Origin of the sequence: Mesorhizobium sp. C432A (assembly GCF_030323145.1) — a bacterium.
In the GTDB taxonomy this organism is placed as follows: Bacteria; Pseudomonadota; Alphaproteobacteria; order Rhizobiales; family Rhizobiaceae; genus Mesorhizobium.
Genome location: NZ_CP100470.1, coordinates 2,803,989 through 2,829,845 on the forward strand (window position 1 = coordinate 2,803,989; position 25,857 = coordinate 2,829,845).

General features: G+C 63.3%; 25 protein-coding genes. 15 read left to right on the top strand and 10 right to left on the bottom strand.

Features of this window, described 5'->3' with window-relative positions:
- Window positions 1–95: 95 nt before the first annotated feature.
- The gene (locus NLY33_RS13610; RefSeq protein WP_023672443.1) at window positions 96–1,760 is read right to left on the bottom strand and encodes a Na/Pi cotransporter family protein; all 1,665 of its coding nucleotides are present in this window, start codon (window positions 1,758–1,760) and stop codon (window positions 96–98) included.
- Between the two features lie 388 nt (window positions 1,761–2,148).
- Here NLY33_RS13610 and NLY33_RS13615 point away from each other — a divergent pair, with 388 nt between their 5' ends.
- The 5 genes from NLY33_RS13615 (at window position 2,149) to NLY33_RS13635 (ending at window position 8,000) form a co-directional block, all read left to right on the top strand.
- Window positions 2,149–2,517, top strand: a complete 369-nt coding sequence (locus NLY33_RS13615; RefSeq protein ID WP_023705836.1) for an RcnB family protein — start codon at window positions 2,149–2,151, stop codon at window positions 2,515–2,517.
- 171 nt (window positions 2,518–2,688) lie between these two features.
- Window positions 2,689–4,629 carry a DNA primase gene (dnaG, locus tag NLY33_RS13620; RefSeq protein ID WP_023683795.1) on the top strand — a complete coding sequence of 647 codons (1,941 nt, stop codon included), beginning with the start codon at window positions 2,689–2,691 and terminating at the stop codon, window positions 4,627–4,629.
- Window positions 4,630–5,041: 412 nt separating this feature from the next.
- The gene (gene rpoD / locus NLY33_RS13625) at window positions 5,042–7,066 is read left to right on the top strand and encodes an RNA polymerase sigma factor RpoD (RefSeq protein WP_023672446.1); all 2,025 of its coding nucleotides are present in this window, start codon (window positions 5,042–5,044) and stop codon (window positions 7,064–7,066) included.
- 190 nt (window positions 7,067–7,256) lie between these two features.
- Window positions 7,257–7,550 (top strand): GYD domain-containing protein, encoded by a 294-nt coding sequence (locus NLY33_RS13630; protein WP_023672447.1) that lies wholly within the window; start codon window positions 7,257–7,259, stop codon window positions 7,548–7,550.
- Between the two features lie 69 nt (window positions 7,551–7,619).
- Window positions 7,620–8,000 carry a thiol-disulfide oxidoreductase DCC family protein gene (locus tag NLY33_RS13635; RefSeq protein WP_023705835.1) on the top strand — a complete coding sequence of 127 codons (381 nt, stop codon included), beginning with the start codon at window positions 7,620–7,622 and terminating at the stop codon, window positions 7,998–8,000.
- 45 nt (window positions 8,001–8,045) lie between these two features.
- Here NLY33_RS13635 and NLY33_RS13640 read toward each other — a convergent pair whose 3' ends face one another.
- Window positions 8,046–8,303 carry a DUF2798 domain-containing protein gene (locus tag NLY33_RS13640; protein ID WP_023672449.1) on the bottom strand — a complete coding sequence of 86 codons (258 nt, stop codon included), beginning with the start codon at window positions 8,301–8,303 and terminating at the stop codon, window positions 8,046–8,048.
- Window positions 8,304–8,576: 273 nt separating this feature from the next.
- Between NLY33_RS13640 and NLY33_RS13645 the strand changes: the two genes are divergently transcribed.
- Entirely contained in the window at window positions 8,577–9,254 is a 678-nt protein-coding gene (locus tag NLY33_RS13645) for a PadR family transcriptional regulator (RefSeq protein ID WP_023672450.1), read from the top strand.
- Window positions 9,255–9,355: 101 nt separating this feature from the next.
- Entirely contained in the window at window positions 9,356–9,652 is a 297-nt protein-coding gene (locus tag NLY33_RS13650; protein WP_023697084.1) for an HlyU family transcriptional regulator, read from the top strand.
- Between the two features lies 1 nt (window position 9,653).
- Here the strand turns inward: NLY33_RS13650 and NLY33_RS13655 are convergent, their stop codons facing one another.
- The 4 genes from NLY33_RS13655 to NLY33_RS13670 form a co-directional block, all read right to left on the bottom strand.
- Window positions 9,654–10,037, bottom strand: a complete 384-nt coding sequence (locus NLY33_RS13655; RefSeq protein ID WP_286439846.1) for a hypothetical protein — start codon at window positions 10,035–10,037, stop codon at window positions 9,654–9,656.
- Between the two features lie 17 nt (window positions 10,038–10,054).
- Window positions 10,055–12,229, bottom strand: coding sequence for a polynucleotide kinase-phosphatase (locus NLY33_RS13660; RefSeq protein ID WP_286439847.1), 2,175 nt, complete (start codon window positions 12,227–12,229; stop codon window positions 10,055–10,057).
- On the bottom strand, window positions 12,226–13,659 hold the full coding sequence (locus NLY33_RS13665) for a 3' terminal RNA ribose 2'-O-methyltransferase Hen1 (protein WP_245260957.1): 1,434 nt from the start codon (window positions 13,657–13,659) through the stop codon (window positions 12,226–12,228). The genes NLY33_RS13660 and NLY33_RS13665 overlap by 4 nt, the downstream gene beginning before the upstream one ends.
- Window positions 13,660–13,769: 110 nt before the next feature.
- The gene (locus NLY33_RS13670) at window positions 13,770–14,405 is read right to left on the bottom strand and encodes an FMN-dependent NADH-azoreductase (RefSeq protein WP_023689756.1); all 636 of its coding nucleotides are present in this window, start codon (window positions 14,403–14,405) and stop codon (window positions 13,770–13,772) included.
- Window positions 14,406–14,514: 109 nt separating this feature from the next.
- On the opposite strand from NLY33_RS13670, the gene NLY33_RS13675 reads away from it, so the two are divergent.
- The gene (locus NLY33_RS13675) at window positions 14,515–15,471 is read left to right on the top strand and encodes a LysR family transcriptional regulator (protein WP_023705832.1); all 957 of its coding nucleotides are present in this window, start codon (window positions 14,515–14,517) and stop codon (window positions 15,469–15,471) included.
- Here the strand turns inward: NLY33_RS13675 and NLY33_RS13680 are convergent.
- Window positions 15,404–16,030 (bottom strand): TetR/AcrR family transcriptional regulator, encoded by a 627-nt coding sequence (locus NLY33_RS13680; protein ID WP_023691512.1) that lies wholly within the window; start codon window positions 16,028–16,030, stop codon window positions 15,404–15,406. The genes NLY33_RS13675 and NLY33_RS13680 overlap by 68 nt on opposite strands.
- Window positions 16,031–16,096: 66 nt before the next feature.
- Between NLY33_RS13680 and NLY33_RS13685 the strand changes: the two genes are divergently transcribed.
- Both NLY33_RS13685 and NLY33_RS13690 read left to right on the top strand, forming a co-directional pair.
- Window positions 16,097–16,522 carry a VOC family protein gene (locus NLY33_RS13685; RefSeq protein WP_023705831.1) on the top strand — a complete coding sequence of 142 codons (426 nt, stop codon included), beginning with the start codon at window positions 16,097–16,099 and terminating at the stop codon, window positions 16,520–16,522.
- 94 nt (window positions 16,523–16,616) lie between these two features.
- Window positions 16,617–17,528 carry an arginase family protein gene (locus NLY33_RS13690; protein ID WP_023705830.1) on the top strand — a complete coding sequence of 304 codons (912 nt, stop codon included), beginning with the start codon at window positions 16,617–16,619 and terminating at the stop codon, window positions 17,526–17,528.
- Window positions 17,529–17,532: 4 nt separating this feature from the next.
- Here the strand turns inward: NLY33_RS13690 and NLY33_RS13695 are convergent, their stop codons facing one another.
- A complete protein-coding gene (locus NLY33_RS13695) occupies window positions 17,533–18,483 on the bottom strand; it encodes a S1C family serine protease (RefSeq protein WP_023705829.1) in 951 nt (316 codons plus the stop codon).
- Between the two features lie 169 nt (window positions 18,484–18,652).
- Between NLY33_RS13695 and NLY33_RS13700 the strand changes: the two genes are divergently transcribed.
- The 3 genes from NLY33_RS13700 (at window position 18,653) to NLY33_RS13710 (ending at window position 21,230) form a co-directional block, all read left to right on the top strand.
- On the top strand, window positions 18,653–19,525 hold the full coding sequence (locus NLY33_RS13700) for a S1C family serine protease (RefSeq protein ID WP_023705828.1): 873 nt from the start codon (window positions 18,653–18,655) through the stop codon (window positions 19,523–19,525).
- Between the two features lie 8 nt (window positions 19,526–19,533).
- Window positions 19,534–20,244, top strand: coding sequence for a helix-turn-helix transcriptional regulator (locus NLY33_RS13705; protein WP_198020319.1), 711 nt, complete (start codon window positions 19,534–19,536; stop codon window positions 20,242–20,244).
- Between the two features lie 119 nt (window positions 20,245–20,363).
- On the top strand, window positions 20,364–21,230 hold the full coding sequence (locus tag NLY33_RS13710; RefSeq protein ID WP_023705827.1) for an SDR family oxidoreductase: 867 nt from the start codon (window positions 20,364–20,366) through the stop codon (window positions 21,228–21,230).
- A 130-nt stretch (window positions 21,231–21,360) separates the two neighbouring features.
- On the opposite strand, the gene NLY33_RS13715 is transcribed toward NLY33_RS13710, so the two are convergent.
- Complete coding sequence (locus NLY33_RS13715) at window positions 21,361–21,876, bottom strand: TIGR00645 family protein (RefSeq protein WP_023672463.1); 516 nt, start codon at window positions 21,874–21,876, stop codon at window positions 21,361–21,363.
- 326 nt (window positions 21,877–22,202) lie between these two features.
- Complete coding sequence (locus tag NLY33_RS13720) at window positions 22,203–24,398, bottom strand: OmpA family protein (RefSeq protein WP_023705826.1); 2,196 nt, start codon at window positions 24,396–24,398, stop codon at window positions 22,203–22,205.
- A gap of 202 nt (window positions 24,399–24,600) precedes the next feature.
- Here NLY33_RS13720 and NLY33_RS13725 point away from each other — a divergent pair, with 202 nt between their 5' ends.
- Window positions 24,601–25,047, top strand: coding sequence for a YcgN family cysteine cluster protein (locus tag NLY33_RS13725; protein WP_023672465.1), 447 nt, complete (start codon window positions 24,601–24,603; stop codon window positions 25,045–25,047).
- Between the two features lie 220 nt (window positions 25,048–25,267).
- Complete coding sequence (locus NLY33_RS13730) at window positions 25,268–25,612, top strand: hypothetical protein (protein WP_023672466.1); 345 nt, start codon at window positions 25,268–25,270, stop codon at window positions 25,610–25,612.
- Window positions 25,613–25,857 lie beyond the last annotated feature (245 nt).

Below are 25,857 nucleotides of genomic sequence, written 5' to 3' on the forward strand. Positions count from 1 at the left end.
GGCGCGGAAGCGATCCTTGAATGAGTTGGCCTCAAATCATGGATGGCGCTTGCCGGCAATGCAGAAATTTTTGCGGCCGGTTTAGGTTTTCTTGATCAGCTCGCCTTCAACCTGGAGCCGCCGAGCAGGCCGCGCTCTTCCAGCACCGGGTAGGCCATCGACGCCAGCAGCGAGTTGATCTGCTTCAGGTCGCGGATGGTGTCGAGGTGGATGGAACTTGTCTCGACGCTCTTGGCGGTGCCGTCGCGCAGGCGCACGAAATGGCTGGCGCTGGTTTCCTTTTCGCGGTCGCGCAGCCGGTCCTTTTCCAGCACCAACTGGCGGGCAGTCTCAGGGTCGCGCGACACCAGCACGTTGAAGGCAAGCCTGGCATTGGCCAGCACCGAGGTGTGGAAGGCGAGCAGCTCGCTCCAGCCCTCGGGCGTGAACTCCAGCCCGCGCTCGAACTTCTTCTTCACATGCACCAGCATGTTGCGCACGATGATGTCGCCGACCTGCTCGAGCTTGACGCAGGCGCCTATCAGCTCCTGGCAGCGCAGCGCCTCGTCCTCTGTGAGCGAGTTCCTGGTCAATTTGGCCAGATAGAGCTTGATCGCCGCGTGCTTCCTGTCGACGCGGTCGTCAAGGGCGGCCAGCGCCTTGATCTTGTCGCCGTCGGCGCTTTCATACAGCTCGATGATGCGCTTGAGCATGATCTCGACCGTCTCGCAGACGCGCACCACCTCGCGGGTGGCGTTGGCCAGCGCCTGGCTCGGAACGTCGAGCGCGCCGTCGTTGAGGGCGGAGAGTTCGACCACATCGAGCTCTGTAGCAGGCGCCGGCTTGGTGCCCATTGCCACGATCTTCTCAGAGGCACGATAGATCAGGCTGGCAAGCGGCAGGCCGGCGAGCAGGATCAGCACATTGAACAGGATGTGGGCGTTGACGATCTGGTCGGGCACGGTGGCGCCGAGGAAGGCGACCGGTGGCTTCAGCGTCATGAACAGGATCAGCATCACCAGCGAGCCCATGCCGCGCATCAACAGATTGCCGATCGGCACGACGCGCACGCCAGGTTCGGCACTTCGGGTGAGCAGCGGCGCGATGATCGACGAGCCGAGATTGACGCCGAGCACCAGCACGATGCCGAGTTCGGGCGGGATGAAGCCGCGGCCGGCCAGCGTGACCATCAAGAGAACCGCGGCGATCGAGGAATGGAACAACCAGGTAACGAGCGCGGCGAGCAGATAGGCGGTGACGTAGTCGCTGGAGAAATATTCGATGATGAGCGGCATCAGCGTGCTCTGCCGCAGCGGCTCCGAGGCCTGGCCGATCATTTCCAGCGACAGCACCAAAAGGCCGATGCCGACCAGGATACGGCCGAACTGGCGCCAATCGCGCCGCTCGGTGGCCATGAACATGACCGTGCCGGCAACGAGGCAGATCGGCACCAGCAGCGTCAGATCGAAGGTCAAGAGCTTGACCACCAGCGCCGAGCCGATCTCGGCGCCGCGCACAGCCAATTGGCCCGACATGCCCGAGACGATGCCGGCGCCGGCGAAGGAGCCGACGAGAAGCGTGACGGCGGTCGAGCTCTGCAGCGCGATGGACAGGCCGCAGCCGGCCAAAACCGCCATGATCGGATTGCGCATGGTGGAGCGCAGCCGGTGACGCAGCACGTCGCCATAGGCGCGCTCGACGCCTGTCTTGACCATGCGGGTGGCAAACAACATCAGCGCCACCGCGCCCGCCAGATGCAGCAGGACGACGGAGCCGCTCATTTCGAAACCCGCACGCAGACAGGGACCGCGACGCGGAGGGCGCGCAGTGCAGGGAGGGAAACGGGGCTGCGAATCATGGTCATGACAGTCTTGAACAATATCCGGAATATTTTAGCCGGGTAATAAAATCTTGTCGATTTCAAGAGCCGTCGCGGCGCGACAGGGCGTGTCGGAAAATGGACGGATGCGCAAATGGTTGCATGGCGGATCCCTGGTGATGGCAGCGGATCGTCCCGGTTTGCCGGACTCCCGGCAATCGCCTTTGCGATGATGTTCAAATATCCAGGATAAGCACAGGATTTAATTACGTAAATGTAATGCTAGTGTTCAGTTTCGGTTCATCCTTCGGGCGCTATTCCCTAGGCATCGACAACCAAGGAGCCCCGCTATGAAACGTGTTGTTCTTTCCGCCCTCGCTTTCTCGATGCTGGCCGCCACTTCGCTTACCGGCCAGGCCGCACCGGTGAACGCACCGGTCGCACCGCAGTCGAATTACACGCGGGTCGACTGGCAGAGGCCCGGCAAGCATGTCGTTGTCAGGAAGCGCGTCGTGAAGAAGACGGTGGTCGTCAAGCGCAGCCATTGGCGCAATGGCCAGAAATATTCCAGCTGGAAGCGGCACCAGCCGATCCGCGATTATGGCCGCTATGGCCTGCATCGCCCCGGCCGCGGCCAGGAATGGATCCGCGTCGGCAACGACTATGTGCTGGTCAGCGTCCTGTCCGGCATCATCTTCGGCGCCATTGCCGCGCATTAAGCCCGGCGTCGCCGGCGCAATGCAGAGACTTGAAAGGAGGCGGCCCGAAACGGCCGCCTTTCTTTTGGCTGTAGAAACCGGGCTTTTTGGCTGTGGAAACCGGGTATGGTCCGCAATAAGGGTCGTCGGATTCCGCGAGCATGATTATATGAGGGACAAACGAGTTCCCCAATGCGCTTTCCGCCCGCCTTTCTCGATGAGATACGCGACCGTGTGCCGATTTCATCGGTCATCGGCCAGCGCGTCGCATGGGACAGGAAGAAGACCAACGCCTCGCGCGGCGACTATTGGGCCTGTTGTCCGTTCCATGGCGAAAAGAGCCCCTCCTTCCACTGCGAGGACAAGAAGGGCCGCTATCACTGTTTCGGCTGTTCGGTGTCGGGCGATCATTTCAAGTTCCTGACCGAGCTCGACGGATTAAGCTTTCCCGAAGCGGTCGAGAAGATCGCCGACATGGCCGGCGTGCCGATGCCGGTGCGCGACGAGCGGGAAGAACAGCGTGAGAAGGAACGCGCCAGTCTGACCGACGTCATGGAGATGGCGACTGCCTTCTTCCAGGAGCGGCTGCAAGGACCGGAGGGTGCAAAAGCCCGCGCCTATCTCAGGGATCGCGGGCTGACGCCGGCGACGCAGCAATCGTTCCGGCTGGGCTTTGCGCCCGACAGCCGCAATGCGCTGAAGGAACATCTTGCCGCCAAGGGTGTGCCCAAGGCCGACATCGAGGCCTGCGGGCTGGTGCGTCATGGCGACGACATCCCGGTCTCCTATGACTGGTTCCGCGATCGCATCATGTTCCCGATCCCGGATTCGCGCGGCAAGATCATCGCCTTTGGCGGCCGCGCACTGGCGCCCGATGCGCTGGCCAAATACATGAATTCGCCCGACACAGAGCTCTTCCACAAGGGCAACGTGCTCTACAATTTCGCCCGAGCCCGCAAAGCGCTGGCGAAAGGCGGCACGGTGATTGCCGTCGAAGGCTATATGGACGTGATTGCGCTGGCGCAGGCCGGCTTCGAGAATGCCGTGGCGCCGCTCGGCACCGCGCTCACCGAAAACCAGCTCGAACTTCTGTGGCGCATGGCGCCTGAGCCGATGCTGTGCTTCGACGGCGACCAGGCCGGGCTGAAGGCGGCGTGGCGGGCCGCGGATCTCGCGCTGCCGTCGGTGCAGGCCGGGCGGTCGGTGCGCTTTGCGCTGTTGCCGGAGGGCAAGGATCCCGACGATCTGGTCAAGGCAGAAGGGCCGGACGCGTTTCGTGCCGTGCTGGCGGAAGCGCGGCCTCTCGCTGATTTGTTGTGGATGCGTGAGACATCCGGTGGCGTCTTCGACACGCCGGAGCGGCGGGCGGGGCTGACAAAGACGCTGCGCGAACTGACCAGCCGCATCCGCGATGAGAGCCAGCGCTACCACTACCAGCAGTGGATGCGCGAGCGGGAGCTGACCTTCTTCAGCGCCCAGCGCGAAGTGCGGCAAGGTCGCCAGGACTGGAAACCGGGGCAGGGCAAAACGCCCGCACCCGGCGGACAGTTCGCCAAAGGCAGCGGGGCAGGCGCGCGCGCCGCGATCACCGAAAGCCTCGGCCGCTCCGCCATGGTCAAACGCGGTGGCGAGATGATGTCGGTGCGCGAGGCGACGATCATCGTAGCCCTCGTCAACCATCCGGCGCTGATCGACGAGAACTTCGCCCATGTCGAGTTCCTCGATCTCGCCAACACCGATCTGCAGCGGCTGCACGCCGCCATCCTCGATGCGATGGCGCACGACATGGCCAATGACCGTAGCGCGGTGATCGCCACCATCGAACGTGCCGGCTGCAGCGATATCTGGGGGCGCGCCGTGGCGCTCATCCAACGGGCCAGGCAATGGCCCGCGCTGGAAACCGCAGCGCTTGACGATGCCCGCGACGCCTTCAACCAGGCGCTGCACTTGCAGCGCAGCGCGCGCACCTTACATAAGGAGCTGAAACAGGCGGAAGCAGCGCTCGCCAGCGATCCCACTGACGAAAACTACCGGCACCTCATCGAGATTCAGGCGCAATTCCGTGATGTACAAGCAACGGAAGCGCTGATCGAAGGGTTCGGTGTATCCTCGGGCAGGGGTGGGCGCGTCTAGGTCGAAACCTGCGCAAGAATGAATGTTGTACGTGCTGCGCGTCGAATCGACGCCTCTAAGTCTGGTAATTGATTCGCTTTTTTGATGCGAATCATGCGAGAGGCGCTTGACCTTCTGGCAGAATGACGGAATCAGGACGATTCGAAACCTTAACCCGCGCCGGCGTCGATGGAAATGCACTGACGCGAGGTGCTGATCACTGGACAGGCTGTCAGCCTGCCACAGATATCAGGGTTAATCTGGACTTAATGCATATCGCCCAAAAGTGAAAACCGGTTTTGGGGGCACGATATGAACAAACAAAAGAGTTGATTCGGTTACCGGCCCGGTTAAGCGCCACCAGCGCATGTAGTTTGACCGGTGCGGCAGCTACGCGGCTTCGATGCTCGGCCGCTAGGAGAAGATAAAGACTATGGCGACAAAGGAAAAGGAAGAGGTCGAGACCGAACGTGAAGGCGCCACCGATGGGCCTCTGCTCGACCTTTCCGATGATGCTGTCAAGAAGATGATCAAGGCCGCCAAGAAGCGCGGCTATGTGACTCTCGACGAACTGAACGCGGTGCTGCCGTCGGAAGAGACCGATCCGGATCGCATCGAAGACATCAATGCGATGCTGTCCGACATGGGCATCAACGTGGTCGAGGACGACGATCAGAGCGAGGAGCCCGAGGCCGCCGACAGCAATGCCGACGCCGAGGAAGACGCCAACGAGTTGGCCGAGCAGACCGGCACCGCCGTCGCCGCCACGACCACCAAGAAAGAGCCGACCGACCGCACCGATGACCCGGTGCGCATGTATCTGCGCGAGATGGGCTCGGTCGAGCTCCTGTCGCGCGAGGGCGAAATCGCGATCGCCAAGCGCATCGAGGCCGGCCGCGAGACGATGATTGCGGGCCTCTGCGAAAGCCCGCTGACCTTCCAGGCCATCATCATCTGGCGTGACGAGCTCAACGAATCCAAGATCCTGCTGCGCGAGATCATCGACCTCGAAGCCACCTATGCCGGCCCCGAAGCCAAGCAGGCGCCGGTGGTCGAGCGCATCGAGGAGGCGCCCAAAGCCGAGGACAAGCCGAGGCGTGGACGCGACGAGGAAGACGACATCACCAATGTCGGCGCCGACACGCGCGGCCTAGTCGATGACGACGAGGAAGACGAGGACGAGGCGAGCCTGTCGCTGGCGGCGATGGAAGCGGAACTGCGCCCGCAGGTGATGGAGACGCTCGACGTCATCGCCGACACCTACAAGAAGCTGCGCAAGCTGCAGGACCAGCAGGTCGAGAACCGTCTGGCCGCGACCGGCACGCTGTCGCCAAGCCAGGACCGCCGCCTGAAGGAGCTGAAGGACCAGCTGATCAAGGCGGTGAAGTCGCTGTCGCTCAACACGGCGCGCATCGAGGCGCTGGTCGAGCAGCTCTACGACATCAACAAGCGGCTAGTGCAGAACGAAGGCAAGCTGCTGCGCCTAGCCGAAAGCTATGGCGTGCGCCGCGAGGAATTCCTCAAGGAATATCAGGGCTCCGAGCTCGACCCGAACTGGACGCGCTCGATCGGCAACCTGACCTCGCGCGGCTGGAAGGAATTCACCAAGAACGAGAAGGACGCGATCAAGGATCTGCGTTCGGAAATCCAGAACCTCGCCACCGAGACGGCGATCTCGATCCTGGAATTCCGCAAGATCGTCAACCAGGTGCAGAAGGGCGAGCGCGAAGCCGCTATCGCCAAGAAGGAAATGGTCGAGGCCAACCTGCGCCTCGTCATTTCCATCGCCAAGAAATACACCAATCGCGGCCTGCAGTTCCTCGACCTGATCCAGGAAGGCAATATCGGCTTGATGAAGGCGGTCGACAAATTCGAATACCGCCGCGGCTACAAGTTCTCGACCTATGCGACATGGTGGATCCGGCAGGCGATCACGCGTTCGATTGCCGACCAGGCGCGCACCATCCGCATCCCGGTGCACATGATCGAAACGATCAACAAGATCGTGCGCACGTCGCGCCAGATGCTGCATGAAATCGGCCGCGAGCCGACGCCGGAGGAACTGGCAGAAAAGCTCGCAATGCCGCTCGAAAAAGTGCGCAAGGTCTTGAAGATCGCCAAGGAGCCGATCTCGCTCGAAACCCCTGTGGGTGACGAAGAGGATTCGCATCTGGGCGATTTCATCGAGGACAAGATGGCGATCCTGCCGATCGATGCGGCGATCCAAGCCAATCTGCGCGAGACCACCACGCGGGTGCTCGCCTCGCTGACGCCGCGCGAGGAGCGGGTGCTGCGCATGCGCTTCGGCATCGGCATGAACACCGACCACACGCTGGAAGAAGTCGGCCAGCAGTTCTCGGTGACGCGCGAGCGTATCCGCCAGATCGAAGCCAAGGCGCTGCGCAAGCTCAAGCACCCGAGCCGGAGCCGCAAGCTGAGGAGCTTCCTCGACAGCTGATACCGGCAACAGACCAGCATTCGAAAAGGGCGCCGATGGCGCCCTTTTTGTTGCCGGGTGAAGGCTCTTGTCGCCCATCTCCGTCGGGAGGATACTTGCCTGGTCGGATGCATGTTCTGGGCGAAAAACCGGATGTCCGCCCCGGCTGATGTCCTCAGCCGTGCTCCGTGGCGCCGGAGAGAGGTGTGTGATGACAACCTACATCCTGCTGATGAACTGGACGGAACAGGGCGCCAGAAACATCCGAGAGTCGCCGAAGCGGCTCGATGCCGCCAAGAAGCAACTGGCCGACATGGGCGGCTCGTTCAAGGCGTTTTACCTGACTATGGGCGAATATGACATGGTGGCGATTATCGAGGCGCCCGACGATGCTGTGCTTGCTCGTTTCGCCCTGATGCTGGCAACGGGTGGCAGCGTCAAGACGCGAACGCTCAAGGCTTTCCCGGAATTTGCCTATCGCGAGATCGTCACTTCGCTTGGATAGCGCTGGGCGCGGGTCCGTGCGGCTCGGCGTCATATTGCGGGGCCGTGCCGTCAGGGTGATAGTCGCGCCATGTCCAAGCCTGCGCTGACCGTCTGGTACAACACACGCTGCCCGGTTTGCGATGGCGGCATCACCCGGCAGAAACGGCGGCTGATCGAGGCGATCAAGGCCGGGCGGATCGAATTCCGCGACATCAACCTCGAACCGGCGGCGCTCTCTGGCTACAGCGCCTCGCTGGAGGACATACGCCGCCGGCTGCATGCCACCGATGCCGAAGGCAGGCTGCTGGTCGGCGCCGATGTCGCGGTTGCCGTCTGGCGGGCGACGCCGTGCGAGGGCTGGCTGGCGACGCTCTTCGGCAATCCGGTCGCGCTGCCGCTGACGCGCTTGGCCTATGATCGTTTCGCCGATCTTCTCTATGCCTGGAACCGGCGCAAGGGCCGCTGGTAGCGAGGCAAGGCCCGAAGATATCTGCGGGCCTTACTGTCATGGGCGTTACCGGGACGCCGGCTCGCAAAGCCAGCCGACAATGCGGCGCACCGCCGGCAGCACCATGAGCAACGTTGGGAACGCTACCAGCCAGGACAGGCCCCAGGCAGTGAGCCAGACAGCCGGCAAATCAGGTTGCAGTCCAAGGCTTTTCAGCGTCGATATGAACGAGACGATGAAGGTCATCAGGAGCGACAGCACCAGCGGACTGACGATCGCGGCATAGCGCGCCGGCAGCTTGCCGCGCTTACGGGTCGTGGTCATTTTTGGATTTTCCTGAAACATCCGGTCCGTCGCATTTGGCATCCATTGCGCCGGGTTTCCGGCGGAACTGCCCGGAAAGACCGGGGTTGGATGCGTTGCTTGACGTCAGACGCTTACGGAGAGGTTTTGGCCCTCACGCGCTTTCTAGCTGCCGGCGGCGGCGAAATCAACCTTCTGGCGCCGTCTTTAGATACATCGTAAGATATATCTTGACTCATCGGCGGGGCAAGCCTAATTAAGATGTATCGTAAGATTTAACTCAAGGAGCAATTCATGCACAGACATCATCCCTTTGGCGAGCGCGCCGAGCGCGCATTCCTGCACATGGCAGGCAAATTTGGTGGAAGAGGGGGCGGCGGCTTTGGTCCGTTCGGCCACGGCGGACGTGGCGGTGGACGCGGCGGCCCGGGCGACATGTTTCGTGCCGGGCGCATGCTGGCCGACGGCGATCTCAAGCTGATCACGCTGTCATTGCTGGCCGAGGCGCCGCGCCACGGCTACGACATCATCAAGGCGCTGGAGGAGCGCACCAGCGGCATCTACAGCCCGAGCCCGGGCGTCGTCTATCCGACGCTGACCTTCTTGGAAGAGGCCGGCTATGCGGCTTCAGCCGCGGACGGCAACAAGAAGGTGTTTTCGATCACCGAGGCGGGGCAGGCGCATCTCGCCGAGAACCGCGAGATGATCGACGGCGTGCTCGAGCATCTGGAGCGCTTCGGCCGCAAGATGGCGAAAGCGCGGGACTGGTTCGGCTGGAACGACGACGGCGAGGAAGGCGGACGGCGTGGTGGACGGGGTCGCTCGGAAGCCCGCGACGAGTTCCGCGCCGTGCGCCACCGGCTGCGTGCCGCGCTCGGCGATCTCGTCGACGCGCCGGCTGAAAAGCAGGCCGAGGCGATTGCAGTCCTGGAAGCCGCCGCTGAAGCCCTGGAAGCGCTATCGCGCGGTTGACCCCTGGCGAGAACCCTTGCCCGTTCGACTGAGGAACGGTACTGAAAATCATCCTGCACCGCGAGACGTGGTGCAGGATGATTGCCGTTGGAGGAAGCCCCATGTCTTTTCTGAAACGTCTTTTCGGTGGTGGCGGCGGTGAGGCGGGCGAGCCCAAGAGCGCAGCACCGGCAAAGCAGGTTGAGCACAAGGGATTTTTGATCAGCGCCACGCCCTACAAGGCGGAGGGGGGCCAATACCAGACCTGCGGCGTGGTTTCGAAGGAAGTCGACGGCGTGATGAAGGAACACAAATTCATCCGCGCCGATCGCTTTGCCGGACTGGGCGACGCCGTCGACATCTCGATCAAGAAGGGCATGCAACTGGTCGACGAGCAAGGCGAGAGGATGTTCGGGTAGCCTACAGCCTCGGATCGATTGGCTCGCTCTCCAGCGCCAGGACGCCGAAAACACACTCGTGAACACGTCGCAGCGGTTCCTTGGCGACAAACCGCTTCAGTGCCTCGTGACCGAGCGCGAACTCTCTGAGCGCCAGGCTGCGCTTGCCACCCAAGCCTCGTTCGCGCAGGCGCACGAGATTGTCCGGCGCATCGTATTCGGGGCCATAGATAATGCGAAGATACTCCTGGCCGCGCACTTTCAGCGCCGGTTGCATGAGCCCCTTCTTGTTTCGGCTGACGAAGTCGTGCGGCTTCACTACCATCCCTTCGCCGCCTGAGTCGGTCAGCGTCTCCCACCAGGCGACGGCCTCCGCACAAGAACCGGCATCGGCCAGGTCAACCATCCGCCATTGCGTTCGCGTTACCACGCCGCCCCGGCAGCTAGACGGTCCGCAAGCGTCATGTGCCAAACGTGGTTCTGGTCGTACCAGACGCATCCCTCACTTGCCAGCAGGTGGAACGGCGCGACCTTCAGGTCGTCGACGCCCGAGACCGGCCACACGTAAGGCGCCCAGGCAGTGGCGTATCTGGCGGCACGCGCGGCGCGGTCCTCAATGCGAGCCTTGAGCGCGGCCGTATCCACGCCGCGTGCCATCGCACGGGCCAGCGCTTCGCGGCTGGCCTGGAGCCCAGCGGCCGCAGACGTTGCCACTGGGGCGTACTGGCTTTCAATCAGGCTGCTTGCCTTGGCCGACCATGGCATGATCTCGGTGTCCAGCAGCAACCAGTCGCTGTTCAATTCCTGCCATAGATCCGCAGCGTCGACGCTGGCGCGCAGGCGATTGAGCAGGCGCTCCGTCATGCCGCTGTCGCTGAAAAAGGAGCGTCCGGTCCGGGTCCAGATCGCGCCTGTCTCGTCGCCAGATACCCCGAACCGGTCGCGCGCCGTCTGCGCGTTTCGGCACAGAGCGATGACTGCCCGCGAACCCATGTGCTTCTCTTCGCACAGGATTTGGGTGACGCCACGCTCGCGGAAATGACTGAAAGCTTCCTCGGGGCGTTCCAGCCAGCCGGCTTGGCTGCTGGTCTCGGATGGCGACATTGTCGGCGGCAGATATACCAGCCACTGCGGCGACAGCGCGAAGCGGCTCATCACCTCAAGTGCCGCCGACGCGTTCTCCTCGGCCACGACAACCCTGCCTTTCAGTTCGGTCTCGATCCAGCGTCGCCCAGAGACATCCTGATAGTCGAGCACGCCGTCGGCATCGGCCTGTGCCGATTTGCCAAGGCCCGGTCCACCGAGGGGACGCACGGGTTCGGACCAGGTCTCGACTGCCGGCACGTCGACCAGTTCGCGTTCCGGCCAGCGCAAGGCAGTCAGCTTGCCGCCGAACACGCAGCCGGTGTCGATGCAAAGCGTGTTGTTGACCCACTCCGCCGACAGCACCGGCGTGTGCCCGTATACTACGCTGGTTTTGCCCCGATAGGCGGCTGCCCAGTCGGCACGGACGGGCAGGCCAAATTCGTCGATTTCGCCCGTGGTTTCGCCATAGAGGGCGAACTCGCGCACCGCGCCGGAACCGCGCCCGATCATCTCTTCCTTGAGTCCGGCATGTGCCACGGCGAGGCGTCCGCCGTCCAGCCAGACGTGGCTGCGCAGGCTGTCGAGGAAGGCCGGCAAAGCCTCTCGCAGGCCGCGATCCTGAGCGTCCAACTGGTCGATGGTTTGCTGCAGGCCGTGGGCGATCGTGACCTTGCGGCCTTCCAGCCAGCGGCTGAGTTTGCGTTCGTGATTGCCCTGGACACAGTAGGCGGTTCCCGCCGCGACCATGCTCATGGCGATGCGCAAGACGTCGGGCACGTTGGGACCACGATCGACGAGGTCGCCGACAAAGACGATCTTGCGGCCTTCTGGCGGCGTTACAGTGACGGTCCGATCACCATGGCCGTCGGACCAGGCGATGCTGTAACCGAGCTGACAGAACAAGGTCTGAAGTTCGTCGGCGCAACCATGGACATCACCTATGACGTCGAAAGGACCGCAATCGTCGCGCTTGTCGGTCCATAATGGCTGACGCGAGACCTTGGCCGCGTCGATACTGGCCTCGCCGGTGAGCTTCCAGACCTGACGGAAACCTTCGCGTTGCAGGCCGCCGAGGCCCTTGCGAATTTCGTTCGTCATGCGCTGGGCAACGCCGACGCCGAAGGGACGATCGGCTCGTAGCGCGTTGCGGGCGACGCAAACATCAACACCCGGATCGATGACCACGGCGACCGGCAAAGCGTGCCATTTGCGCGCCAGCTCGACCCACGCCTTGCGATCAGCGGGTCGCACATTGGTCGCGTCGATGACGGCCAGCTTTCGATGCTTGAGCCGTTTGCCGGCGATTTCGCGCACCAAATCAAAAGCGTCGGCCGAGACATCCTGATCAGTCTCGTTGTCGCTGACGAGCGCGCGGCAGCGATCCGACGAGATGATTTCGGTCGGCAGGAAGTGCCTGGCGGCGAAGGTCGACTTGCCCGATCCCGTCGAGCCGATCAGCACGACGAGGGCGAAGTCAGGGATGGTGAGGTCGGTCTTGTCTGGCTCTCTCATCGGGTGAACACCGCCATCTGCGTCGGCGCGCCGAGCACGGGGTCCACGGCTCCGATGCCACTTAAGGCGGCGCTATAGCCATAGATCTCGCCGATCCTGACCGCCCAGGCTTCAAACCGAACCCGGCCCCATTCGAAACGGTGATCCGGATGGCGAAAAGCGCCGGCGGCCAGACTGGGGAACAAGGGGTTGTAGTCAGCGTTCGGCGTAGTCACGATCACGAATTTTGGCGCTGTCTCGCCGAAGATAATACGCTCGATCATTGGCAGCCGGTCTTCGTCGAGATGTTCGATGACCTCGACCAGCACAGCGACGTCGGCTTCCGCCCATCGGCTGTCGCGATATGTCAGCGATCCGTGCAGCAACGTGACCCGGTCTTCAGGCGGCCCCCCGAACTCGTTCAGTTTGAGACGCTTGGCGGCCCATTCCAGTTCACGAATAGCGGGGTCGAGCCCGAACAGCTTGTGGACCCATTTTTCGCGCACGAGCCGATAGAGCAGCTTGCCTTCGCCACACCCCAAATCTGCAACACTGGCCCCTCCGGTCGCCCGAATGGCTTGCACCACGGCGTCCATGCGCAGGTCGTTCAGCCGGATGGGCGCCTCCAGCGCTTGCTCAGGTGCAGCCCGGGCTTCGGGGGGTAGGACCTCATTGGCCGTCTCCGGAGCCAGCCGCTCCAGGGCGATGCGGGCCAACGCACCTCGGTTGCGCAGATAACGGCGCACGATCAGGTCTTTGGCTGGGTGGTTTTCCAGCCAGCCCTCGCCCTTGGACAGCAGCTTGTCAATCTCGGCCTCGCCCACCCAGTAGTGCTTGGTGTCGTCCATCACCGGGATCAGGACATAAAGGTGGTTGAGCAGGCTGCTTAGGCGCCCGGTGCCAGTCAGCCTCAGATGACCGTATCGTGGTCCACCCGCGCCAGATCCGACAGTTTCGACCGGCGCCAGGTTGACGGTCCATCCCAGCGGTTCGAATAGATCTCGAACCAGGGCCTCGCCGCCACGCATCGGCAGCGGGGTCACCACAGCTTCGAGCGGGAGGTCGCTATCGGCCAGTTGCTGGCGCTCCTTCGAGATGCCGGTCATCGCTGTCCGCAGTACCTTGTTCAAAGCCACAGACAGAAATGACGATGCCGTATAAGGTCGGTCGTTTACATATTGATCCAGCAAGCCCTCTGCCTGGCCTTTGCCCCGAACGAGCCCTATCGGATCGACATCGAGCAGAAGCACAGCCTCACAACGCTCATCGGTCGCCTCCGGATAGAACAGCCAGGCCTTGCCGAAGGATAGGTCAGTCTCGTGCAGACGTTCGGGATGCTTGTGCAGCAAGAAGCCGAGATCTGTGGCTGGATGATGGGTTGTCGCGACGGAAAGGAACATCAGCGACCGATAACGCAGACAGGCCGAATAACCAATGGCGTTGCGCGGCAATCTAGTAACGCGATAGATCCGTTTTCGACACGCAACCTATCGCGCCGCCTGACAAGGAAAAAGGCAGGCGCCGAAGCGCCTGCCTTTTCAATGCGAATGACGGGGTGTGCTTACGCGGCGATTTGCGCGCTCGCGGTCTTGGCCACCACGGCATCGACCTTGGCGGTCGCCTTGGCAAGTGCGGCGGTGACGGCATCAGGGCCCATGCCGACGCCTTCGATGCGGATGACGTCGACATCGGTCATGCCGAGAAAGCCGAGCACGCCGCGCAGATAGGGGATGGCGTGATCGAACTGCACGGCCGCACCTTCGGAATAGATGCCGCCCGAGGCGAGTACGATATAGACCTTCTTGCCGGTGACGAGGCCCTTGGGACCACCCTCGCCATAAGAGAAGCTCTTGCCGGAGCGGGAGATGTGATCGACCCAGGACTTCAGGGTTGAGGAGATGTTGAAGTTGATGAAGCCGGTGGCCAGGATCACGGTGTCGGCTGCGAACAGTTCGTCAAGCACGATGTCGGAGACGCCGACGACTTCGGCCTGGCGCGGCGTGCGGGCTTCAACGGGGGTGTAGATGCCGGTCGCATAATCGGTGTCGATGTGCGGCAGCGGGTTGGCCACGAGGTCGCGTACGACGAGCGTATTCGACGGGTCGGCGGCGACGAGCTTTTCAGCGAATTCGGTAGCGATACGGGTCGAGTGCGAGGCAGCGCCGCGCGGGCTCGAGGTTACAAGCAGGATAGACATAGCGGTTCTCTCCAGTGGGAATTGATTTCTCCCGACTGATATGGGCCTACCGACCCATTCAAAAAACTGGTATATTATCTATATGATCCATCCATAAAGTAGGTATACCGTGCAGCCCAATCCGACGCTCGACCAATTGCAGATCCTGGTTGCGGTCGCCGACACCGGCAGCTTCTCAGCCGCAGGCCGCAAGCTTAACCGCGCGCAGTCCGTCATCAGCTACGGCATCGCCAATCTTGAAGCGCAGCTTGGCCTGAAACTGTTCGAGCGCGAGGGCACGCGCGAGCCGCAGCTGACCGAAATCGGCCGGGCGATGCTGGAGGACGCCCGGCGCATGGTCGGCATGCTGCAGCGCATCCGTTCGCGTGCCGACGGTCACCATCAGGGGCTGGAGGCTGAAGTTGCGCTGTCGGTTGACGCGGCGCTGCCCTCGCCAGTGCTGGTGCGGGTGCTGAAGGCGTTCGAGGCGCAGTTCCCGACCGTGATGATGCGACTGCATATCGGCACGCTCGGTCTGATCCCCGACCATGTCGTCAGCGGACAGTCGGATCTTGGCATCGGTGGCTTGCTGGGCGAGGTCGACGTGCATCTCGTGCGCATCGGCTTCATGTCGATCGTGCTGGCTGCCGCCCCCACCCACCCTCTGGCACTGCTGCCGAAACCGGTGGCGCTCGAGGATGCGCGAGAGCACACCCAGCTGGTTGTCAGCGACCAGTCGGAACGCACCAAGGGACGCGACTTCGGCGTCTTTGCCTATCGTACATGGCGGCTGACAGATGTGCGTATCAAGCATACGTTGATGCGCGAGGGGCTGGGCTGGGGCGGGTTGCCGCGCTGGCTGATCGCGGACGATTTGGCCAGCGGCAGGCTGGTCGAACTCGACCTTGAACCTTTTAGCGAGGTGCGCTCATCGCTCTATGCCATGCACCGCGCCGACCGCAGCCCGAAACCGGCGGCGGCCTGGCTGATCGACCAGTTCAAACGCCAGCTCGGCTGCTTCAACGAGTTCGAACCGGACGACCTGCCTGAGGGCGAGCCGGAGACAGCCCATCGATCAGAGCCATGAGCACGGCGCGATAGTCTTCGGCCGAGGCGCCGGCCTCGACGGCAAGTGCTGCGCGGTCGAAGGCGGCGGCGAGCAAAGCGGTCAGCGCATCGGCAGGCAGTCTGGTCATCGACTGTTCGCGCATCGCCGCAACCAGGCCTTCGCGCAGCGACCGGTTGCCGTGGCGATTGTCGATCGCATCCATGGCGGCGCGGCCAAGCACGGCCGGCCCGTCGAGCAGCAAAAGCCGCGTGCGGCCGGGCGCGCGCATGGCGGCGAGATAGGCGTCCGAGCCGGCAATCAGCGCATTGCGGGCAAACAAAGAAGGCGGCGAGGCGCGCTCGATCTCTTGCGCCACCGCCGCCGCCTCCTGCTCGACCACGGCGGCAAACAGCGCCTGCTTGTCGGCAAAGTGGTGATAGAGCGCGCCGCGGGTGACGCCGGCGGCCGCAACGATCTCCGGCGTGCCGGTCTCGGCATAGGACTTTTCGATGAACAGTTTGCGCGCCGCGGCGATCAGGTCGGCGCGCGTCGCTTCGGTGCGGTCGCGGTTGGAGCGGCGCGGGGTTTCTCGTTGCATACATGCAGCCTGTATGTTATTTCGAATTACATGCAAACTGTATGTTGGCTGACGGGAGAAAGAAAGATGAAGACGACGAGCTATTATCCGGTGCTGATGACGGGCGACGTAGCCGGCACAAAAGCCTTCTATATCAATCACTTCCGCTTCAAGCCGCTGTTTGCGAGCGACTGGTATGTGCATCTGCAGTCTGCCGAGGATCGCCGGGTCAATCTCGGTATCGTCCAGGGCGACCACGAGACGATCCCCGAGGGGGGGCGCGGCCGCACATCGGGGCTGCTGATCAATTTCGAGGTGAGGGATCCTGATGCTGTCTATGAACGGATCGTTGCGGCCGGCCTGCCGATCCTGTGCCCGCTGCGCGACGAACCCTTCGGCCAGCGCCATTTCATCACCAGGGATCCCAATGGCGTGCTGATCGACGTCATCAAGCCGATCCCGCTCAGCCCGGAATTTCAGGCGCAATTCGCGGCGGGCGCGGCGGGCGCCTGAACGATGGCAGCAAATGTCGGCAGCGGCTCCGGCCGCTGTGGCCGGACCCGCACCATGCGGTCTATGTTGGTGATGTTGAAGCTGGGCCTGCCGCATGCGTGACATCTGCCTTGTTCGTGCGCCATCCAATCTCGGCCTTCGGCCCTTGGAGCCGGGCCATGTGCCCGGCACCTGGCGTGCGCCGCAGGCGCTGAGCGAAGCTGGTTTGATCGAGTCGCTGGCGCCGGGGCGGGTGGTCGATCTCGACAGACCCGCCTACAGTACCGAACCGCAACCGGGCACTAGGCTGCGTAATGGTCCGGCGATCCGCCGCTTCAACCTCGATCTTGCCGAGATCGTCACCGGTGCGCTTGGGCAAGGCGAGTTCCCGCTGATCATCGGCGGCGACTGCTCGATCCTGCTTGGCGCACTGGTCGCCGCGCGGCGCTCGGGCGCAGTCGCCCTGATCCATTTCGATGGCCACAGCGATTTCCGCCATCCCGGCAACTACGATGTCAATGCCTCACTCGGCTCGGTTGCCGGCATGGATCTGGCACTTGCCACCGGACGCGGCGAGGCTTTGCTGGCGCAATGGCCAGGTGTTGTCGGTCCGCTCGTCACCGACGATGCGGTGGTTCAGATCGGCGAACGCGAGAGCCGCGATGCCGATTTTGCCTGGCCCGACATCAATGCGACCGCCGTGACGCGCATCGACGTCTTTGCCGCGCAGGAACTCGGCGCGGCTGGAGTGTTGCAAAAGACAAGAGCGACGCTGGCGCGCGCCGGCTGTCCCTACTGGCTGCATCTCGATGTCGATGTGCTCGACCAGACGGTGATGCCGGCGGTGGATTCGCCCGGCAGCCCCGGCATCGACCCCGATGAACTCGTTGCCATTCTGTCGGCGCTGGCAGCGGACCAGCGCTGCACCGGCTTGGACATGACGATCTACGATCCCGACCTCGACCCGACCGGTGACCTTGCGCGACTGCTGGTGTCGCTGCTCGGGCGGGTGCTCAAGCCTCGATAAAGGCTCAGCTCGCCCTTGCTACCGGCGTCACCGTCACCTGGCTGACGCCGGTGCGGCGCACCACTGTGCATAGCGTCTCGCGGCCGATGCGTTCGGCGTCGAGCATGCGCACGAGGTCGTCGACGCCGGTGACCGGGCGACCGTCTATCGCCGCGATGATGTCGCCTTCCCTGAGGCCGGCCTTCGCCGCGGGTCCGTCTTTCTCGACGCTGCGCAGCCGCACCGCAGTACTGGTGGTCACCTGCGACAGGAGCGCTGCGCGGCGCGGCAAACTGGTGGTGTCGGCCGAGATGCCGATGAAGGCGCGCCGCACGCGGCCGAAGCGGATGATCTCCGAAATGACGAAGTTGGCGGTGTTGGAAGCGACCGCGAAGGCGATGCCTTGCGCGCCGTGGATCATGGCGGTGTTGACGCCGATGACTTCGCCTGCCGACGACACCAGCGGTCCGCCGGAATTGCCGGGATTGAGCGCGGCATCGGTCTGGACGACATCGTCGATCAGCCGCCCGGTCGAGGCGCGCATCGAACGGCCAAGTGCGGAGACCACGCCTGACGTTACGGTCCATTCGAAGCCGAGCGGATTGCCGATGGCAATGGCGATCTGGCCGCGCCGCAGCCGCTTGGAATCGCCGAGCGGCGCGACTTCGGTGAAGCTGCCATCGGCGCGCACCAGCGCGATGTCGGTGTCAGGGTCGCGGCCTAGCACGCGGCCTTCGCTGGAGGCGCCGTCGGGCATAGAGACGCGCACCGTTTTGGCATCGCCAACGACATGGAAATTCGTAACGACCAGCCCGTCCGGGGTGATGACGAAGCCGGAGCCATGGCCACCTTGGCCACCGACGCGCTCGATGCGGCAGACGGCTGGGCCGATGCGGTCGACGGCGTCGGCGACTGTCGTCGAATAGGCGTCGAGCAGTGTGTCGTCGGTCTCGAATTTGTGGGCGGCGAGGGCCATTGGCGGGGCTCCGTGTTTTCAGGCGCGATGATGACTATATGTGCGGAGCGGCTCGAACTGCCGCGACCTGACCAGATGGCCAGTCAAACCAGTAACTAGCCGTCAGACGAGTACCTCCGGGCGCACTGCCGAGCGATATCTGGGGCATGAGAAAACCCAGGAGATCATCATGAGTGACTTCAACCTTAATGCATTTTCCGAGGCCATCGCCGATCTCGCCGCCAAGGCTGCGCCGGCAACGGCAAGTTTCACCACCCATCACCATCGCACCGCCAGCGCCTTCCACTGGCGTGACGGCTATTTCGTCACCGCCGAGGAAGCTGTCGAGGCCGGTGAGGAGATCGAATTGACATTGGCTTCGGGCGAAGCGGTGAAGGCCGAACTGGTCGGTCGCGATCCGTCGACCGGCGTAGCGCTTCTGAAGCCGGCCGGCGCGGTCGCGGCGCCTGCGCTCGCCAAGGCTGACGCGGTACGGCCCGGCAATCTTGCCATCGCCATCGGCAGCAGTCAGGGTTCGGCGCTGGCCGTCTCGGGTTCGGTCGGCGAGGTCGGCCCCGCCTGGCGCTCGATGCGCGGCGGCACCATCGATCGGCGCATCAATCTCGCCGTCAATGCCGGCGGCCGTTTCGAGGGCGGGCCGGTGCTTGACGCCAAGGGCGCGCTGATCGGCATGCTGCTGTTCGGGCCGCGTGGTCGTGCGCTGGTCATGCCTTATGAGACGGTCGAGCGGGCCGTGGCGACGCTGCGTGAAAAGGGCCATGTCGCGCGCGGCTATCTCGGCGCCGGCCTGCACCCGATCCGTGACGGCGCGGCGCGCGGCGCCATGGTCATGAGCCTCGACGACAATGGTCCGGCCAAGGCCGCCGGCCTTGCGCTGGGCGACATCATCGTGGCGTGGAATGGCGAGGCCGTGCACGGCCCGCGCGAACTGATCCGAAAGCTCGGGCCGGATAGCGCGGGTGCCGCGGTGACGCTCGGCGTGGTGCGCGGCGGCGAGCAGCGCGATGTCGCGCTGACCGTCGGTGAAAAGCCGCTGAGCTGAGAGGGCCGATGGAAAGCGAGACGCTGACAAGGCCGGAGGCGAGTGGATCGGAGGCGGGTGGGCCGGAGGTGGCGGGCGGCGGACGCCAGCTCGTGGTGCTGATCGCGCTGCACGATGCCGCGCGTGCCGAGCGCCTGTCGGCTTCGCTTGCGATGGCGGACGATCTGCTTCCGGTCGTGGCCGGCAGCGGGATTGTCGACGTCGCTGTCGTCGATGACGCTGTTGCGAACAGTGCGGCCTGGCTCGATCGGGCCGATGGTGGCAACAGCGCAATCCCACGGGTGCTGCTATCCGCGAGCGCTGGCCGGCCGGAAAACCGGGTGCTTGCCGTGCTGCCTTTGGCGTCGGATGCGAATCTGATCGCGGCTGCCGTCAGACTGGCGGCGGCCGGCTACCGGGTGTCAAGGGATGGGCGTTCGACGCCGGATCGTCATGGCGGTTTCGATCACATAGCGAGCGGAACTGAAACCGATAGCGGGCTGTTTGGCGAGGAATCTTTTGACGACGGCGCCGCCCTCCGACCAGCGCTGTCACCGCGCGAGACGGAAGTGCTGGCGCTGCTCGCCGAAGGCGCGCCCAACAAGGTGATCGCGCGGCGGCTGAACATCTCCGTGCATACGGCAAAGTTCCACGTCGCCGCGATCCTGATCAAGCTGGGTGCTGCGAACCGCACGGATGCCATCGCGATCGCGATGCGGCAGGGCCTGGTGCTGGTCTAACCCCCTTTTCCGTTTGAGCCTACGTTGCGTAACCCGTTGCAGGCTGCCGAGGCCTTGCGCAGTGCATTGCCGCCGCGCAATGGTTCGCGTCAGTGATGTAGCAAGGGAGGTGCCAAGACATGTCGCTCAAGGGAAAGACGCTGTTCATCTCCGGCGGGTCGCGCGGCATCGGTCTTTCGATCGCGCTGCGCGCTGCGCGCGACGGCGCCAATGTGACGATCGCGGCCAAGACCGCCGAGCCGCACCCGAAGCTGCCGGGCACGATCTACTCGGCAGCTGAGGAGATCGAGCAGGCCGGCGGCAAGGCGCTGCCTGTTTTGTGCGACATCCGCGAGGAGGCGCAGGTGGCCGAGGCGGTTGCCAAGACCGTCGAAAAGTTCGGCGGCATCGATATTTGCGTCAACAATGCCAGCGCCATCCAGCTCGCCAGCACGCTGGAGACCGACATGAAGCGCTACGATCTGATGCACCAGATCAACACGCGCGGCACTTTCCTGGTGTCGAAAATGTGCATTCCGCACCTGAAGTTGGCTGAGAATCCTCACATTCTGAATCTGGCACCGCCGCTCGATATGAAGGCCAAATGGTTCAAGAACCACGTCGCCTACACCATGGCCAAGTTCGGCATGTCGATGTGCACGCTGGGGATGAGCGCCGAGTTTGCCAAGGACGGCATCGCGGTCAATTCGCTGTGGCCGATCTCGACCATCGACACGGCGGCGGTGCGCAATCTGCTCGGTGGCGCGACGGTCGCGGCGATGAGCCGCTTGCCCGACATCATGGCCGATGCCGCACACGCCATCTTCCTGCGGCCATCGCGCGAGACATCAGGCAATTTCTACATCGATGAAGAGGTGCTGCGGGCCGAGGGCGTGACCGATTTCGCGGCCTACGCGCCAGGCGCGACCGGGCCGCTGGCCGGCGACTTTTTCGTGCCGGACGCGGTATTTGCCAATTCGCCGACGAACGTCAAAAGCATCTACTGACGGAAATCACGGGCCGACGGCGCTGCTTCCTCATCCACCTGCCGGCGTTTTTCGAAAAACCAAGCAATTGGCTTTTCGCCCGCTGTGCGGACCAGCCTCACCTCCCCATGAACGGGGAGAAAGGGGCTCATCACTCCTCGCCCTTCTTGCCTTTGCTCAGTCCCATCAGCCGGTCGATATAGGCCAGCATCAGCGCCGAGACGACGAAAGCGAGGTGGATGATGGTCAGCCACATCAGCTGGTCGATCGTATAGGAAGACGAATTCAGGAACACCTGCAACAGGTGGATCGAGGAAATAGCGACGATGGTCGAGGCGACCTTGACCTTCAGCGAACCGACATCGATCGTACCCAGCCAGTGCACACCGCCATCCTGGTCGTCGAAGCGGCTGACGAAATTCTCGTAGCCGGAGATGATCACCATCACCACCAGCGAGGCGACAAGTGCGGCGTCGATGAGGCCGAGCATCTTCAGGATGGTGTCGGTGTCGTCGAGTGTGAAGGCGACCATGACGAACTCGTAGAGTTTTTTGCCGAAGGACAGCGCATAGACGGCGAGCGCCAGGGCCAGCCCGATGTAGAAAACCACCAGCAGCCAGCGTGAGGCGAGGATGATCGATTCGATGGCGAGTTCGAGACGTTTCATGCAGCGGTTCCGGTCAGCTTTCTGAGGTCGACTGGGGTATTTCGATCAGCTTGCCGCAGTTTGCAAGGCAAATTGCGACGCAAAAAAACCCCGCCGGGAGGGCCGGCGGGGTTCAATGCATCCCGCTGGAGTCGGGACGGGGCAGGGAACGCCCAGGCTTGAATCTGGGGAGGGCGGCCGCTCTATTCAATGAGCCGGTTCTAATACCAGTACAATTCTTGCTGAACCGGGATTGCTGTCCGCAGCTCGACCCATCCCGATCTGCCGGGATGGGTCCTTGTTGTCGATCTGATTCCAGAAAGCTGCTCAAGCCATTGGAAAGCAGATCAATTGTTACTCGCCACCGGTGCCACCAGCGAGGTGATGCGACGGATGCCGACACGGCGGTTCTCGCGGTTGGGCGCCGTGGTGTTGACCTTCAGGTATTCCTCGCCATAGCCCTGAGTGGTCAGGTTTTCCGGCGGGATCCCGAAGGCATTGGTCAGCGCTTCGGCGACAGACTCAGCGCGCCGGTCGGACAGAGCAAGGTTTGCTTCCGGCGTGCCAACCGCATCGGTGTGGCCTTCGATCAGGAAGGTTTCGGCCGGGTTCTTCTTCAACAGTTTCTCCATGGCCGTGGCGACGCCTTCCAGTTTCTGCACTTCGGCGTCGGATATCGAGGCCGAGCCGAACTCGAAGTTCAATGTATCGAGGTCGACGCGACGGGCAATGTCGCGCACGCGCGCCGAACGCTTCACTTCGTCGATGGAATAGAGGCGCTGGACCTTCTCCACCGGCGGTTGTTCGAGGAACTCGTAATAATCGTCCGGGCTTTCGACATCTTCCGAATCGAGGATGTACTCGCGGCGCGGGATGGTGAGCCGCATCGGCGGCAGGTCGTCACCGGGATCGCGCCAGTCATTGTCGTCGTCATAGCTGCGCTCGTCGACATAGCTCAGCACATATTCGTGCCCATCCGGCGTGATGCGCGATCGCCTGATGACGTCGCCATTGCGGTTGCGGATGGTGACGATCTGGATGCCATTGTCGCGCTCGACGATTTCCCGAGAGCGATCGCCCGACAGTTCCTCATAGTAAACATTCCTGGCGCCGCGGTGCATGCGCGGAGCGTCATTGCTTTCCACGATCGTCTGGTTGTTGAACTGCAGGATGACGCGGTCGCCGAGTTCCTTGACGACGTCGACGCCTTTCGGACGCCGGCGGTCGCGGACGTTCTCATCGGGTGCACGCTCGACGCGTTTGCCTTTTTCCTCCGTCACCGGGGCGATCTTTTCTGGCTGAATTGCCTGCTGAGCTGACTTGTCGTCGGTGGGCGGCGGTCCCTGGTCGACCGGAGCCGGCTTCGGGGCTTGCGCCTCGGTGCCGCCCTGCGCGGGCTGCTCGCCCGTCTGGCCGCCAGCATTCTGGCCGTTCCCATTTTGGCCGTCGCCATTCTGGCTGTTGCCGCCCTGGTCCTTGCGGTGCTTGCGCCTGGCATCCTTCTGGCTGTCCAGGATGGGTGCTTCGTCGGGGTTGGCCGTGGCTTCGCCTTGCGCCGGCGTCTCACGTTGCGCGGGCTGCTCGGCATTGGCCGGTTGCTCCGCAGGCTGTGGTTCACCGGTCGCAGGCTGCTGTTCGCCCGTCACCGGCTGTTCGCCGACAGTTTTTTTGCCGTGCTTTTTCGCCTGATCCTTCGGCTGTTCACCTTCGGCGGGAGCCGCTTGCTGATCGGCCGGGGGCTGAATCGGCTCGGCCTGCGGCGCGGGCTCTCCGGCAGGCGCAACTTTGACGTCTGGCGCTTTGTCGGCAGGCGCGGCCTCAATCTGCTGATCCTGCTTGCGCTTTTTCTTGCCCGACTTGTTGTCGTTTGCCGGCGCCACCTGTTCGGTGGGCGCTGCCTGCTCGGCAGGCTGCTGGGCCGGCTGTTCAGCGGGCGCCGCTTCGATCTGCTGTTGGTCGCGCTTCTTCTTGCGTGGCTTTAGCGGCTGTTCTTCATTTGCCGGAGCTACCTGTTCGGCCGGTTGTTCAGCCGGTGCTGCCTCGATCTGCTGCTGGTCACGCTTCTTCTTGCGTGGCTTGAGCGGCTGCTCATCGGTCGCCGGCGCTGCCTGGGCGCCGCCCTCATCCGCAGGCGCCGCCTCGATCTGCTGCTGTTGATTGCGCTTCTTTTTGCGCGGCTGCTGTTCCTCGGCGGCAGGTGCGGCCTGTTCGGCCGGGGCCTGCTCGGTCTGCTGCTGATCCCGCTTCTTCCTGCGCGGCTGTTGTTCCTCGGCGGCAGGGGCGGGTTGCTCTGCAGCCGGTGCAGGCTGCTCGGCGGCCGGCGCTGCCTGTTCGGCCTGCTGGCGTTTCTTTTTGCGCGGCAGTTCCTGGTCGGTCTGCTGACCATCTGCAGCAGGGTCGTCCTGGACCAGGATCAGTGGCGCGGCCGTGTGCTGCAAGGGGCCGAAAACGGCGTTGCCCTGCAACGGGGATGCGCCCAACGGCGCGGATGCCATAAGCAGGCCAAGTGCCGTACCTGCCAGTACCCGTGGTTGGCGTTTCATCTTAAATTCTCCTTGTGGGGTCCCATCCCTGCCCAAACTGTCCTTGACCGGATTGGTTCCGGTTTGCAGGCATTACCCGCACCCAAGGACGATTGACCGGCGTTTTGAAGGCAACTTCATGTTTTTCCTATGGTGCGGCCGGAACTTGAAGTCACACAACAGCTTGACCTTGCCGCATGCGGAGGCCACATCTCGACCCATAATGGAAACGCCGTTCTGGAAGACCAAGACGCTGGAAGCGATGACGCCCACCGAGTGGGAATCGCTGTGCGACGGCTGCGGAAAATGCTGCCTGTCTAAACTCGAGGACGAGGATACCGGCGAGATCTACTGGACATCAGTCGGCTGCCGGCTGTTCGATGGGCAAAGCTGCCGCTGTTCGGACTATGCCAACCGGCTGGCGCGCGTGCCGGACTGTGTCGGGCTGACGCCGCAGAATGTGCGCACCATCACGTGGCTGCCGAAAACCTGTGCCTACCGGCTGGTTGCCGAGGGGCACGACCTCTATTGGTGGCACAGGCTGGTGTCGGGAAGTGCCGAGACCGTTCATGATGCCGGCATCTCCATGCGCGGCCGCGTCCGCGCCAGTGAGACCGATCTGGCCGAGCCGGACGATTATTTCGACTATATGCTCGACGACGAGCCCTGAGCATTCTGGAACGGACGTTGCCATAGGGCGTTCCGCGCCATTGGACGTTTTTGACGGTCAGGATCGTTTGCAGCGGTGGAAGGGGCGGTTGCTTTTGACCTGTCGGGCAGATTAACCGAAAATGAACGGCCGGTTCGCGAAGAGTTCAGATTGCAAGGAGCATTCTCCCCCCATCGGTTCGACCAAGACGGGCGCAAGCCCTCAACAAGGAGAGAAGACAATGTTCAACTCATTCAAGACGGCAGCCCTTTCGGGTCTCGTAGCTCTCGGCACCCTTGCCGCAGTGCCCGCCCAGGCGGACTCGATCTATCTCGGCTTCGGCAACAACCATGACCGCCGCGTCGGCGTCTACACCGGCGACGATGAGGACGGCTTTCGCCGTGACCGCAATTGGCGCCGCTGCTCGCCGGACCGCGCCCTCGACAAGGCCGAGCGCATGGGCCTGCACCGCGTCCGCATCGTCGATGTCAATCGCCGCGTGGTGAAGGTCGCCGGCCGCCAGTATGGCGATCGCGTAGTGGTCGTGTTCGCCAATGAGCGCGGCTGCCCGGTTATCTATCGCTAAGAGAACCAGACTGATCTTCTGCGAAGATCAGTCTGGGATACGACCTTCTGCGAAGGTCGATCCGGAGGCATGTTCCTCTGCCAGGATCAGCCTGGAGTACCTGGAGTAGCGGCATGACCCTTCTAGGGTCAGCCAGGAGCCCCTTTCCCTCCGCGGAAGGGTGCGGCTCGAAAAAACCCGGAGGCCAGTCCTCCGGGGTTTTTCATGTCGGCGATAGCGGTTCCGGCCGACGGGTTCAGCAGAAC

Coding starts and splice junctions, on each gene's coding strand:
- NLY33_RS13650 (WP_023697084.1), top strand. CDS start 9,356: ATGTCTTTTCTGAAACGTCTTTTCGGTGGTGGCGGCGGTGAGGCGGGC.
- NLY33_RS13730 (WP_023672466.1), top strand. CDS start 25,268: ATGTTCAACTCATTCAAGACGGCAGCCCTTTCGGGTCTCGTAGCTCTC.
- NLY33_RS13705 (WP_198020319.1), top strand. CDS start 19,534: ATGGAAAGCGAGACGCTGACAAGGCCGGAGGCGAGTGGATCGGAGGCG.
- rpoD (WP_023672446.1), top strand. CDS start 5,042: ATGGCGACAAAGGAAAAGGAAGAGGTCGAGACCGAACGTGAAGGCGCC.
- NLY33_RS13610 (WP_023672443.1), bottom strand. CDS start 1,760: ATGAGCGGCTCCGTCGTCCTGCTGCATCTGGCGGGCGCGGTGGCGCTG.
- NLY33_RS13695 (WP_023705829.1), bottom strand. CDS start 18,483: ATGGCCCTCGCCGCCCACAAATTCGAGACCGACGACACACTGCTCGAC.
- NLY33_RS13660 (WP_286439847.1), bottom strand. CDS start 12,229: ATGAGAGAGCCAGACAAGACCGACCTCACCATCCCTGACTTCGCCCTC.
- NLY33_RS13710 (WP_023705827.1), top strand. CDS start 20,364: ATGTCGCTCAAGGGAAAGACGCTGTTCATCTCCGGCGGGTCGCGCGGC.
- NLY33_RS13715 (WP_023672463.1), bottom strand. CDS start 21,876: ATGAAACGTCTCGAACTCGCCATCGAATCGATCATCCTCGCCTCACGC.
- NLY33_RS13640 (WP_023672449.1), bottom strand. CDS start 8,303: ATGACCACGACCCGTAAGCGCGGCAAGCTGCCGGCGCGCTATGCCGCG.
- NLY33_RS13670 (WP_023689756.1), bottom strand. CDS start 14,405: ATGTCTATCCTGCTTGTAACCTCGAGCCCGCGCGGCGCTGCCTCGCAC.
- NLY33_RS13700 (WP_023705828.1), top strand. CDS start 18,653: ATGAGTGACTTCAACCTTAATGCATTTTCCGAGGCCATCGCCGATCTC.
- NLY33_RS13720 (WP_023705826.1), bottom strand. CDS start 24,398: ATGAAACGCCAACCACGGGTACTGGCAGGTACGGCACTTGGCCTGCTT.
- NLY33_RS13635 (WP_023705835.1), top strand. CDS start 7,620: ATGTCCAAGCCTGCGCTGACCGTCTGGTACAACACACGCTGCCCGGTT.
- NLY33_RS13645 (WP_023672450.1), top strand. CDS start 8,577: ATGCACAGACATCATCCCTTTGGCGAGCGCGCCGAGCGCGCATTCCTG.
- NLY33_RS13615 (WP_023705836.1), top strand. CDS start 2,149: ATGAAACGTGTTGTTCTTTCCGCCCTCGCTTTCTCGATGCTGGCCGCC.
- dnaG (WP_023683795.1), top strand. CDS start 2,689: ATGCGCTTTCCGCCCGCCTTTCTCGATGAGATACGCGACCGTGTGCCG.
- NLY33_RS13685 (WP_023705831.1), top strand. CDS start 16,097: ATGAAGACGACGAGCTATTATCCGGTGCTGATGACGGGCGACGTAGCC.
- NLY33_RS13655 (WP_286439846.1), bottom strand. CDS start 10,037: ATGGTTGACCTGGCCGATGCCGGTTCTTGTGCGGAGGCCGTCGCCTGG.
- NLY33_RS13725 (WP_023672465.1), top strand. CDS start 24,601: ATGGAAACGCCGTTCTGGAAGACCAAGACGCTGGAAGCGATGACGCCC.
- NLY33_RS13680 (WP_023691512.1), bottom strand. CDS start 16,030: ATGCAACGAGAAACCCCGCGCCGCTCCAACCGCGACCGCACCGAAGCG.
- NLY33_RS13690 (WP_023705830.1), top strand. CDS start 16,617: ATGCGTGACATCTGCCTTGTTCGTGCGCCATCCAATCTCGGCCTTCGG.
- NLY33_RS13630 (WP_023672447.1), top strand. CDS start 7,257: ATGACAACCTACATCCTGCTGATGAACTGGACGGAACAGGGCGCCAGA.